This window comes from Roseomonas genomospecies 6, from assembly GCF_008365375.1.
Taxonomy (GTDB): Bacteria; Pseudomonadota; Alphaproteobacteria; order Azospirillales; family Azospirillaceae; genus Azospirillum.
Map to the genome: position 1 here is coordinate 69529 of NZ_QOKW01000019.1, position 9220 is coordinate 78748.

The window sequence follows — 9220 nt, forward strand, 5'->3', positions numbered from 1 at the left end:
GTTCCTCTCCTATTCGAGCCAGCGGAGCGCAGTCCTATTGCTGCGGCGCGGCGGTTTGGGCGCGTTTTCAAAGGGTCAATTGTTGGCGGTGTTCGAGACGGCGCAGCTCGAGAAGCTCCATGGCGCCTTCGCGGACCGCCAACCGGATCAGGGGCGGCATGCGGGCGAGGAAGGTCTCGTCATCCTCTTCCGAGGGCGCCAGGATCGGTGCCGCCGGCGGAGTTGCCTTGTACACGCGACCGCAGCACGGGCAGCAGATGGTGACCGGCTGTGCCTCGGCAGAGGCGGGTTGCACGTCTTCGGTCAAGCTCTTGACCGTCTCTTCACGGATGCCAAGCACGCGGGCAATGGCCCTGTGCCGCCAGCCGGCCAAGCGCATCAGGCGCACTTGGTGGTGATTGATGCTGTGCCTGCCGGTCGGCACCTGATAGTCCTGGCCGCCCAGCTGGCTGGCGATCACCCGCGCGGCCCGTCGGCCGAGAGCGCGGACCAACGGGTGATCCTCCTTCATGCGGCCAGGTCGCGGGATGTGAAGCCGGCTGTCGCCGAAGGCGGCGGCGAACCGAACGGCGATGGCGTCGCCGCACAGGCGCTGCACGTCCGACAGGACCCCCGGCAGATTGCGGATGCGCAGGCCCGAGGTGGTCATATCCCCTCCTTCTCCGTCTGGATGCGCTTTAGCCAGCCCTTCAGTTGCTCGATGGCGCGGGCGGCGGTGGCGTTGTCCAGCCATTGCAGGGCTTGGACGCCGAACTGGCGGCCCAGCCAGGAACCAAGGGCGGCCTCGCTGCCATCCTCGGTGCCGCCGGCCTTGTGCACCTCGATCCACAGCGCGCGGACCTTGCCCTGGATGGGAGTGCCCGTAGCCCGCACCGGTCGCGACCGTCCACCTCCGGGCCGCTTCTGCCCGGCGCCCAGGCCCTTCAGACCGTCAATCAGCGCCGTCCGCTCACGCTGGGTCAGATCCCCGGCGCTGCCGGTGCGTCCACCGGACGCCTGCGATACCCGCGCCCGGTAGCATTCCTCCGAAAGCGCGAGTTCCCGCTTCATGGCATGGATCGCCGCCAGCTCCTTCGTCCGACGCCCGGCGTCGGCGGATGGTTTGACGTGGGCGGTCATACCTTGGCTCTCCGGGCCGCGGGCTTCTTCCGGCGCTTGGGCGTTTTGAACTTGTGGGGCGGCTTGCGGCCTGCCTCTTCAGCCGCGTGGTTCTCGTCCAACTTCGCCAGCAGCGACATGACGCGCTTGTGACGGTTCACGTCCCGGCCCGTGTTCTTCCAGGACTTCAGCTCATCCAGCAGACGCGCTTCTTCCTGGTCAATGCCCGCGTGGGTGCCGTGCAAATAGAGGCCGTGGCTCACGATCCGATTGGCGACGTAGTAGACGAGCATCGTCTTCGTCGCGCCTTTTTCGAGTGTGCTGACCAATGCTTTGATGCGCTGGTAAATCTCTTCCCCTGTCATGACAGGCTCTGCCTCTTGCGAGACCGTCATCTCTTCAGCTTCGGCCACGATGATCACCTTCTGCTGGCAGGCCGGGCGTGACGCTCGGCGGCTTCGTTGAACCACTCCGCCAGTTCCCGGCCATCCACGCCGGCCTCTGCGCAAATCTCAAAGGCCGCGTCGAAGATGGCTCGGGGGTCGGCGGGTTGCGCGTCCTCTTCAGCGCCCCGCAGTGCCTCGCGGACGCGGGGAAGAAGGGTCAGCAAGTCGGCCCGCATGCGCGTGCCCATCGGCTCGCCACGCCGCATCCGCTCTGCCAGGGCGGCCACTTCCAGCGCCAAGCTGAGGGTGGCTCTGTTCATCGGGTCACCTCGACTGCATCGCGCAGGATCGAGGCGAGCGACGGCAGGCCGGGGGCGAACGGGCGCTCGGGCAGACGCGCGGGAAGGCCACGCATCGGGCCGAGCGTCCGCACCGTTCCGTTGTCGATCAGGAACCACGCCTCCGCGTGGCCGGGGATACCGGCCACGCGGAGGACGGGGACCACGCCCTCTTCATACAGATCGACCTGAAGGTCGAGAGTGACGGCGGGGCGGCTCATGGCATCAGCCCCTCTGCCGCCTTGGCGGGCCGATCCAACGGCTCCCGGCTCTCCGAGGTCACCCAGCGCAGGGCAAACGCCAGACGGTTGCAGAACTCGATCAACTCCCGCTCGTTGTGCGTCAGGAGGCTTCTTTCGGGGTTCGGCAGTTCGTCCGCTTCCTTAAGCAGGGCAGCAATGTTGGGAGCGCTCATGCTGTGCCTCCCTGCCTCTTGCCCCACACGGCGGAGACATCGTCTTCCACCGTCGCCGCGCCGATCATGCGAATGTCCGGCATCGGCTTTCCGGCGGCCAAGGCATCGCGGATCTCGGTCAGGTGCTGAAGACGCTCGGCGACTTGAGTGACGGCTTGGTCGGCCCGCATGGCGTCGTTAGCGATCAGCGTCGTCACCGTCGAGACATAGGCCGACAGGGCCGCCGCCAAGGTGGCCTGGATGCCGTGCTTCTGTTCGACCTTGCCCAGAGCCCGCAGCACTTCCACCGTGGAAGCCGGGGCGGCGTTGGCTTGCTCGGCGGCGCGCGCGAGCACCAGCATCATGGATGTGTAGCGGCTCATGCGGCTGCTTTCCTCTGCATACCGGCGACGATGGCACCGGCAATGTCGCGGATGGTGTCGGTGCTGGCCCCAAGCGTCAGGGAGACGCCCCAGCGGGTGGCAATGGCCGCTTCCAGCGTGTCGAGGTCGGGCATGCCAAGCTTCAGCAGCACCAGGCGCGCGGCGGAAGGGGCGGCGGCTATCGCCGCCTCCCCCGTCCGGCCCATCAGCTCGCCGACGCGACGGCGCAGCCAGTGCAGGACTTCCTGGTCAAGGGTGGGACGGTCAGCCATTGGCGTCCTCCATCCCCAACTCTTCCTTGTAGAGTTCAAGGATCGCTTCCTGTTCCTGGCGGTCCGCCTTGTCCATTTTGCGCAAGCGGATGATCTGGCGGATGATCTTGGTGTCGAAGCCGGTGCCCTTGGCCTCTGCGTAGACTTCGGAGATGTCCTCCAACAGGCCGCGCTTTTCCTCTTCCAAGCGCTCGATGCGCTCGACGAAGGACTTCAGGCGGTCGGCAGCAATACCGCCCACATCGCTCTCAGCCATGGGCGGCCTCCACCGGTTTGGCGACGTACAGCAGCTCCAGGAGGGCGGCGAACCAGGGCGTGTCGTCGAACGGGCTCCGCTCGTTGAACGCCAGACCGTCGCTGGTCTCGCCGTAGAAGGTTCCGTTGAACACGGAATAGATCACCATCAGATCAACGATGCCGAATTTTCCGGACAGCGTGATGAAGTCAGACGCGATCACATCGTGTCTGGTCGTATCGACCGCGATGTTCCGCTGGGCGCACAGCGGCTTCAGTTCGGCCAATGTGCGGTGGCGTGCGAAGGTTTTCATGGTCCGCCTCACGCCGTAGCGAGTTCTTCGGCGAAAGGTTCGATCACGAACTCTTCCACCTGATGGATGGTGATGCCGGGGATGGTCTTCGCCTTCTCCTCCTGTGCGAGAAGAGCTTCCTTGTTCAGTTCCTCGCTGGTGCGGATGAAGAGGTCGGCCAGCCCCGTTTGGCGGATGTTGGTCAGGACGGCGGCCAGCATGCCCCGGCCGACCTTCACGGACGGCGGCGTCAGGCGCCACTTCACGACGCCGCTGGACAGGTTCACGGTCTTCGTCTTGTTGCCGTCGGTCAGCGCGTGGCGGTTGGCCTCGCACCAGGTCTGCACCCCGGCGGTCAGCGCCTTCACGCGGTCCCGGAACGGCCGGGCCTGTTCCTCGTACTTCTCCTTGATCTGCGCCAGCTCGTCGTTCATCGCGGCTTCGATGCGCAGCAGTTCGCGCTGTGCCTGCCCGATCTCGGCGACGGCGTCCGTCGCCTCAGCCCGGCTCTGCGGGATCGGCACGGTCGCGGCAGCGGTCTTGCTGCGGGTGGTCTTGGCGGCGGCCATTGGGTTCTTGCCTCTTTGTGTCTGGGTTGGACAGATGGTTTGACGAGACGGTCAGAACGCGATGTCCCGTTCCGGTTGGAGCCGGCAGCGGGCGCACATCTGGTTGTGGGCACCTTCGGACTGGAACGGCTTGGTGCACTTCAGGCACTTGCGGGTGCGCGGCCCGCGGCTGCTGGGCTTGGGCTGGGGTCGCCCCAGCCGCTGCCAGCCCTTCTCGGTGACGCGGGTTTTGGCCGGGCTGTTGGAGCCGCCGGGATCAAGGATCGTCAGCCAGCCGCGCGCGACGAGTGCGTCACGAAACTTCCGGCCGTCGCTCCCGGTGAAGCTGCCGACAGCGGCGGTCAGCTCATTCTTGTTCAGTTGGCGGCCCTGCTCTTCCGCGTCGGCGAAGGCGTCCAAGCCCGCCAGCAGGCGCCATTCATGGAAGACGGTGGGAGCGCTCATGCTCGGCCTCCATCGATGCGGGCCGGAAGGCACGGGCCGGCGCTCCGAACGCAGCCGGTCAGATGCTCCACCGCGCGGGCCAGCGTAAGAAGCGGGGCCAGAGCGGGACCATGCAGCGTCTCGCCGGCCAGCACGCGGCGGGCGGTGTGCATCGCGCCCAGGATGTCCACGGGCGGCGCAACGCACACCCAATGGCCGCCCGGCGCCGGGGCAATGGTGACCGCCTCGGCCGCTCCGCTGCCCTCGTCCTTCAGGATGCAGGTGAAGCGACCGTCGCCAAGGTCGCGCACGGTGACGATGGCGCGGATGACCTGCGTCACCGCGGCGGCACCGGGAACGGGCACGTCGATCACGACGGACGCGCCGATCTGCGGGTTGCTGCGCGCGATCATGCCGCGTCCCCCCCAGTCGAAGCGGCGGCGCGGTGGCGGCGCGCGGCGGCGGCGCTGAAGTCCAGAACGTTGCCGGCGGAGAGCGACGGCGAGACAGGGGTGGATTGCACCCGTCCGCGCACCGTCGCCGCGAAGTAGCGCAGCCCACCGCATAGGGCGTTCAACTCACCGGGATCGAGGGGGCGGAAAGGCTTGGTGATCGCCCGACCCCGCAGGCCTTCCGCCCGATGCGACAGGCGCACACCGGTCTGGAACTCGACGGGGCGGGCCTGCTGGGCCAGAAGGAAAAGGCGGTCGGCCAGCGCATCGGTCTGACCAGGCGACTGCTGGCCGGGCGACTGGGCCAGCTGCGCGATTTGGTCGGCCAACGCCTCGATAGCGTCGGCCACAGGGGATATGGTCATGCGTCCCTCCGGGGGCAGGCACGGCAAGAGGCGCGTTGGAGACGGGCGAGAGGGCTGGTGGCGCTGAAGGGCGTGGACTGCGCCGCGTGGCAGCGGGCCTGTTCAATGGGGCCGAGAAGCGGGCAGTCCACGGCTTCGCCCAGGGCGGCCATCACGGCGCCGCGGATCGCGTCGGTGGCCGCGCCGTAGCGGTTGCTGAGAACTAGGGACACGGCGGCCTTGCCGTAGCCGATGCGGTTTCCAGCCGACCCCAGGGAGGTTCGATCCACCTCCTTGGCGAGAAGCACGACGAACGGCGGCGGGTTGCCGCCCCAGGCTTCGGTCGCCTTGGCGAGCATCGACGTCATGCCGCCACCTCCGCCAAGGCGGGCGCCTCGGCCTTGGTCTCGGCGCGCGGCGCCAGCACCTGTTTGCCTTCGTTCGCGTCCCAGACAGACCCGTCCTTGCAGATCACGGGCGGCTGGGGGCCGGTGCTGCGCTTCCGGCGAAGCCGGTATTTGGCCTGCCGGTAGTAGCCCCCGCCCGGTGACAGCTCGTCCAGATAGCCGGCGCGGTACAGCGTGTTGATGTACTTCGCCGTGGTGGGCCGGGCGACGCGGGCCAGCATCGCGATTTCAGGGATGCTGAAGGCGGGCAGCGGCTTGATAGCCGCCCAGATGCGCTCCGTGGTCGTGGGCGTTTCGTCCAGCTGGCCGTTGGCGGTGAAGCGCGGACAACGGCGGCCGAGGTCACGGACCAGCTCGTAGCGCTGGACCATTCCGTCCACGAAACCGCGACGCCCCGGCACCTCCTCCCGGCTCAGGATGCCGTTGTCCACCAACAGCGGAATGAAGCTCTTACAGGTCGGCCGGCTCATGCCCGCCGCCAGCAGGTCCGGGACTGTGAACCGCTTGAGACGGCGGATCGTAGCCCAGACCTCGGCGCGCAGGTCCTGGCGGCCTTTGCGCGGGGTGGCTGTCACGCGAACCTCCGCACTGCGGGCGGGGCGCCGGTGTAGATTTCGCGGTTGCCCCAATCCTTCAGCGTCAGCGTCTTCATGCCCTCGCCGAAGGCGAAGGTGGCGAACTCCTCAAGGTTCACGGCGATGCGGCGGGTGGAGCCGCCGACCATCTGCACCAGGTGCGCCAGGAGGTCATCGTCCACGGTGACCCTGGGGCAGTACAGTTCGGCGAGCGCACGGGCGTCTTCGAGGTTGCAGGGCTGCGCGGCGACCCACTTGCGCACGCGGCCGTGCACGCGCTCATAGGGCTTGAGCTTGTGGGGAAGTCCCTCCTCTCCGACCAGGACGATAACGGCCACCGGCGATGCGGCATCGTGCAGGTCGCGTACCAGCTCGACCAAGCCGCGCGCGACGACATGGTCGCTTTCATCGATCAGCAGCGGGCGGCGCGAGGCTTCCAGCTCCTCGGCAGCCTGTTCAACCATCTCGTGGATGGTGGCGGAGCGCTTCACCGGCAGGCCCATCTCCTTCAGGATGGCCGCCATCATCGTGCGCGGCGACCACATCGACTTGGCCTCGACGTAGAAGGCCTGGTGATCGACCGAAGCGCGGGCGCAGGCGTAGCTCTTGCCGAAGCCGGAAGGGCCGTGGAACACGCCCAAACCCGGCGCGTGGCTCGGCCGCGTCTTCAGCGTTTCGACCAGCTCGTCCATCAGGGTGAGGTTGCGTAACGGCGCCCACTTACCGGGCAAGCTGTTGCGCGTCGTGCTGGTTTGCGGCATGGTCAACCTCATTCGGTGCTTTTGTTTCGTTTCAGCCCTGGTCCGTGCGCCCCACGCGCGGGCCATGGTTGTGTTCGGGAGTTACTCGACCGCGCGGGCGAACCCGGCGGTGCGTTCCTGGCTGCGCTTGCGCGCGCGGTACCAAGCGGTGGTTTCGGCCATTGCCAGCCAATCCAGATCGTCCTGAGTTACCTCCTGTTCGGCAGCAATGGCGGCTTCGATGGCCTGGGCACGCGCCCACCAGCGGTCCTCCGGCCTGTCGGACTGGACGGGCGGCGCCTCAATCCGGCGGGCGATATCGGCCTGCCGAGCCTGCTGGGCATCCGTCAGCGGCGCGGCTTGGGCGGGCGTGCCGGCCTCGACGGCCCGCGATGCGGCCATCATGCCAGCTGACTGCGGTGTCGGCGGCAGCGCGGCGGTGGGCAAGGCCGTGACCTTCGGCGCCGGGGCTGGCAGCGATTTGCCGATGATGGCGTCGGCCAGCTCGTGCGGGCGGAACTTCGCCTTGGCGGCTTTGATGGCGGCCTTGCCATCGGCAATGAAGCGCTGCTGCAAGGCCTTGGCCTCAGCAGCCAGAGCGCGGCGGGACAAACCCAGGCGCTCCGGGTTCTCGGCGATGCACACGAACTCGAAGGGGTCGGGCCTGTAGCAGTAAATGCGGCCCATGTCCTCGGGATCGAGGCGGACTTCCAGTTCCTCCCCGGTCCCAATAAAGGGAATCAACTCATGGGCGTAGAAGGTGGCGTTCTCCACCATGACGCCCTTCTTGCCCACAGTGCGCGTGCAACCTTCAGGGGCCTGCATCAGCAGGATGTCGAGCTGACGTTCGTCAGCCACGCGCGCGACGCCGGCCGCGTGCGCTTCCGCCACTTCGAAGGGGGTGCGGTCGCCCAGCCCTTCATGGGTGTTGTGCTGATAAACGTTCTCGACCCAGGCATCGACCAGCTGCTGAAGCTCCTCGGCAGACAGGCGGACGTCGAACACATCGGCGTCGGCTTCGCCCAAGCGCTTGGCGAAGGTCTCCCGTGCCCGGATGGCCTGACGGGCGGCGACGTCGTGGCCGACGTAACCCGGCAGCATGGTCATGAACGAGTGCTGGACCGTGCCGATAGAGCGCTCGACGTGCGGCTTTTGCTCTGGGCTGTAGGGTGTGCAGGTCGGGTGCGCGGCACCGATCAGGAAGTAGGCGCGCTCGGCCTCGCGGCTGGTGAAGTCCGAGCCGTTGTCGGTCTTGATGGCCTCCGGCATACCCCAGGCCAGGATTGCCCGGCGGATCAGCAGCAGGACGGCGGAGGACTTCGGCACTTTGGTGACGAGCACCATGATGCGGCGCGTGAAGACATCGACCACCACATAGATCGAGTGGCGACCATCGGTCAGCATCACGTCCGATGGGCTGGCGTCGATCTCCCACAGCTGGTTGGGCCGCTCAATACCCTCCGAAGCGTTGCCGACAGCGACGCGGGCACGCGACTTCCAAGCGTCGGGGTTGGTGACCGCAAGATGGAGCTGGCGGTTGTTGTCACGCCATTCCTGCACGATGACCTGGAGGCGTCGTTCAGAGGGCATTGGCGCTTCGGCGCCGTCGAACAGCATCACGTACTCGCCGAAGCGGACGACCAGGAGACGGCGGACCTTTTCCACGGAGAGATTGGGGTTCTCGATCAGGGCGGCGATCAGGTAACCCTTGATGTCCTTAACCGCACGGTCCAGGACGCCGCCGCCCTTGCGGTTTCCGTAGCGGCCGGCCAGCTTCGCCGCATCGCCCGTCGCACGGTCTTTAAGCCAGCGCTCCAGCGACGAAACGCTGATGGTCGGCTTCTCCGAACGGACATAGGGTTCCACCGTAATCTCGCCGGCGTTGTAGAAACCGACGAACTTCTGCCGAGCCGCGAAGACACCCTGGCCCGACGCTTGATGGAAGCGGTCGAAGGCGGCGCAGATGGCGAGCTTGGCGTCCAGCCGTTCCTTGCCCCGCGACGTCAGCGCCGAGGATGCCTTCAGCTTGGCCTTGGTCGCCGCGACCGCCGGGCTGGCGGGAACAGACGCTGGCGGGTGCGTCTGGGCGGCCCGGCGGGCCAGTTCCAGGCGAGCGGCTGGGGGCAGCGACGACACATGATATTGCAGACCGCCGCCCTGCCCTTCGTTGGGCCGAGACCTCCAATTATCCTTCTCGGCTTTCTTCTTTACACCGCGGGCGCTGGCGGGAATGTCGGGGACGCCCGCCTTTCCCTCCTCAGCCCATCCGGCGGCGGTGCGCCATTCCTGTTGGTCGCGCTCCTCCGCCATGG

General features: G+C 67.2%; 18 protein-coding genes. All 18 read right to left on the reverse strand.

The window, feature by feature from the left end:
* Positions 1-67: 67 nt before the first annotated feature.
* Positions 68-649: a hypothetical protein gene (locus DS843_RS21205; RefSeq protein WP_149470825.1), complete on the reverse strand. Its 582-nt coding sequence runs from the start codon at positions 647-649 to the stop codon at positions 68-70.
* Positions 646-1119: a regulatory protein GemA gene (locus DS843_RS21210; RefSeq protein WP_149470826.1), complete on the reverse strand. Its 474-nt coding sequence runs from the start codon at positions 1117-1119 to the stop codon at positions 646-648. Before DS843_RS21210 ends, DS843_RS21205 begins: the two co-directional genes overlap by 4 nt.
* The gene (locus DS843_RS21215; RefSeq protein WP_149470827.1) at positions 1116-1511 is read right to left on the reverse strand and encodes a hypothetical protein; all 396 of its coding nucleotides are present in this window, start codon (positions 1509-1511) and stop codon (positions 1116-1118) included. The genes DS843_RS21210 and DS843_RS21215 overlap by 4 nt, the downstream gene beginning before the upstream one ends.
* Positions 1512-1516: 5 nt before the next feature.
* A complete protein-coding gene (locus DS843_RS21220) occupies positions 1517-1804 on the reverse strand; it encodes a hypothetical protein (protein WP_149470828.1) in 288 nt (95 codons plus the stop codon).
* A complete protein-coding gene (locus DS843_RS21225; protein ID WP_149470829.1) occupies positions 1801-2043 on the reverse strand; it encodes a hypothetical protein in 243 nt (80 codons plus the stop codon). The genes DS843_RS21220 and DS843_RS21225 overlap by 4 nt, the downstream gene beginning before the upstream one ends.
* Positions 2040-2237 carry a hypothetical protein gene (locus DS843_RS21230; protein WP_149470830.1) on the reverse strand — a complete coding sequence of 66 codons (198 nt, stop codon included), beginning with the start codon at positions 2235-2237 and terminating at the stop codon, positions 2040-2042. The genes DS843_RS21225 and DS843_RS21230 overlap by 4 nt, the downstream gene beginning before the upstream one ends.
* Positions 2234-2599: a hypothetical protein gene (locus DS843_RS21235; RefSeq protein ID WP_149470831.1), complete on the reverse strand. Its 366-nt coding sequence runs from the start codon at positions 2597-2599 to the stop codon at positions 2234-2236. Before DS843_RS21235 ends, DS843_RS21230 begins: the two co-directional genes overlap by 4 nt.
* Complete coding sequence (locus DS843_RS21240; protein ID WP_149470832.1) at positions 2596-2871, reverse strand: hypothetical protein; 276 nt, start codon at positions 2869-2871, stop codon at positions 2596-2598. Before DS843_RS21240 ends, DS843_RS21235 begins: the two co-directional genes overlap by 4 nt.
* Positions 2864-3127: a DUF2312 domain-containing protein gene (locus DS843_RS21245; RefSeq protein ID WP_149470833.1), complete on the reverse strand. Its 264-nt coding sequence runs from the start codon at positions 3125-3127 to the stop codon at positions 2864-2866. The genes DS843_RS21240 and DS843_RS21245 overlap by 8 nt, the downstream gene beginning before the upstream one ends.
* A complete protein-coding gene (locus tag DS843_RS21250; protein ID WP_149470834.1) occupies positions 3120-3419 on the reverse strand; it encodes a hypothetical protein in 300 nt (99 codons plus the stop codon). Before DS843_RS21250 ends, DS843_RS21245 begins: the two co-directional genes overlap by 8 nt.
* A gap of 8 nt (positions 3420-3427) precedes the next feature.
* Positions 3428-3967 carry a host-nuclease inhibitor Gam family protein gene (locus DS843_RS21255; protein WP_149470835.1) on the reverse strand — a complete coding sequence of 180 codons (540 nt, stop codon included), beginning with the start codon at positions 3965-3967 and terminating at the stop codon, positions 3428-3430.
* Between the two features lie 51 nt (positions 3968-4018).
* Positions 4019-4411 carry a hypothetical protein gene (locus DS843_RS21260; protein ID WP_149470836.1) on the reverse strand — a complete coding sequence of 131 codons (393 nt, stop codon included), beginning with the start codon at positions 4409-4411 and terminating at the stop codon, positions 4019-4021.
* Positions 4408-4803, reverse strand: coding sequence for a hypothetical protein (locus DS843_RS21265; RefSeq protein ID WP_149470837.1), 396 nt, complete (start codon positions 4801-4803; stop codon positions 4408-4410). Before DS843_RS21265 ends, DS843_RS21260 begins: the two co-directional genes overlap by 4 nt.
* Positions 4800-5207, reverse strand: coding sequence for a hypothetical protein (locus DS843_RS21270; protein ID WP_149470838.1), 408 nt, complete (start codon positions 5205-5207; stop codon positions 4800-4802). The genes DS843_RS21265 and DS843_RS21270 overlap by 4 nt, the downstream gene beginning before the upstream one ends.
* Positions 5204-5554, reverse strand: coding sequence for a hypothetical protein (locus tag DS843_RS21275; protein ID WP_149470839.1), 351 nt, complete (start codon positions 5552-5554; stop codon positions 5204-5206). The genes DS843_RS21270 and DS843_RS21275 overlap by 4 nt, the downstream gene beginning before the upstream one ends.
* The gene (locus DS843_RS21280; protein ID WP_149470840.1) at positions 5551-6168 is read right to left on the reverse strand and encodes a hypothetical protein; all 618 of its coding nucleotides are present in this window, start codon (positions 6166-6168) and stop codon (positions 5551-5553) included. The genes DS843_RS21275 and DS843_RS21280 overlap by 4 nt, the downstream gene beginning before the upstream one ends.
* Positions 6165-6929 (reverse strand): AAA family ATPase, encoded by a 765-nt coding sequence (locus DS843_RS21285; protein ID WP_149470841.1) that lies wholly within the window; start codon positions 6927-6929, stop codon positions 6165-6167. Before DS843_RS21285 ends, DS843_RS21280 begins: the two co-directional genes overlap by 4 nt.
* A gap of 81 nt (positions 6930-7010) precedes the next feature.
* The gene (locus DS843_RS21290; protein ID WP_149470842.1) at positions 7011-9218 is read right to left on the reverse strand and encodes a DDE-type integrase/transposase/recombinase; all 2208 of its coding nucleotides are present in this window, start codon (positions 9216-9218) and stop codon (positions 7011-7013) included.
* Positions 9219-9220 lie beyond the last annotated feature (2 nt).

Bases quoted from the DNA above. Each gene is read 5' to 3' on its own strand.
- DS843_RS21205 (WP_149470825.1), bottom strand. From the start codon at position 649: ATGACCACCTCGGGCCTGCGCATCCGCAATCTGCCGGGGGTCCTGTCG.
- DS843_RS21210 (WP_149470826.1), bottom strand. From the start codon at position 1,119: ATGACCGCCCACGTCAAACCATCCGCCGACGCCGGGCGTCGGACGAAG.
- DS843_RS21220 (WP_149470828.1), bottom strand. From the start codon at position 1,804: ATGAACAGAGCCACCCTCAGCTTGGCGCTGGAAGTGGCCGCCCTGGCA.
- DS843_RS21225 (WP_149470829.1), bottom strand. From the start codon at position 2,043: ATGAGCCGCCCCGCCGTCACTCTCGACCTTCAGGTCGATCTGTATGAA.
- DS843_RS21230 (WP_149470830.1), bottom strand. From the start codon at position 2,237: ATGAGCGCTCCCAACATTGCTGCCCTGCTTAAGGAAGCGGACGAACTG.
- DS843_RS21235 (WP_149470831.1), bottom strand. From the start codon at position 2,599: ATGAGCCGCTACACATCCATGATGCTGGTGCTCGCGCGCGCCGCCGAG.
- DS843_RS21240 (WP_149470832.1), bottom strand. From the start codon at position 2,871: ATGGCTGACCGTCCCACCCTTGACCAGGAAGTCCTGCACTGGCTGCGC.
- DS843_RS21245 (WP_149470833.1), bottom strand. From the start codon at position 3,127: ATGGCTGAGAGCGATGTGGGCGGTATTGCTGCCGACCGCCTGAAGTCC.
- DS843_RS21250 (WP_149470834.1), bottom strand. From the start codon at position 3,419: ATGAAAACCTTCGCACGCCACCGCACATTGGCCGAACTGAAGCCGCTG.
- DS843_RS21255 (WP_149470835.1), bottom strand. From the start codon at position 3,967: ATGGCCGCCGCCAAGACCACCCGCAGCAAGACCGCTGCCGCGACCGTG.
- DS843_RS21260 (WP_149470836.1), bottom strand. From the start codon at position 4,411: ATGAGCGCTCCCACCGTCTTCCATGAATGGCGCCTGCTGGCGGGCTTG.
- DS843_RS21265 (WP_149470837.1), bottom strand. From the start codon at position 4,803: ATGATCGCGCGCAGCAACCCGCAGATCGGCGCGTCCGTCGTGATCGAC.
- DS843_RS21270 (WP_149470838.1), bottom strand. From the start codon at position 5,207: ATGACCATATCCCCTGTGGCCGACGCTATCGAGGCGTTGGCCGACCAA.
- DS843_RS21275 (WP_149470839.1), bottom strand. From the start codon at position 5,554: ATGACGTCGATGCTCGCCAAGGCGACCGAAGCCTGGGGCGGCAACCCG.
- DS843_RS21285 (WP_149470841.1), bottom strand. From the start codon at position 6,929: ATGCCGCAAACCAGCACGACGCGCAACAGCTTGCCCGGTAAGTGGGCG.
- DS843_RS21290 (WP_149470842.1), bottom strand. From the start codon at position 9,218: ATGGCGGAGGAGCGCGACCAACAGGAATGGCGCACCGCCGCCGGATGG.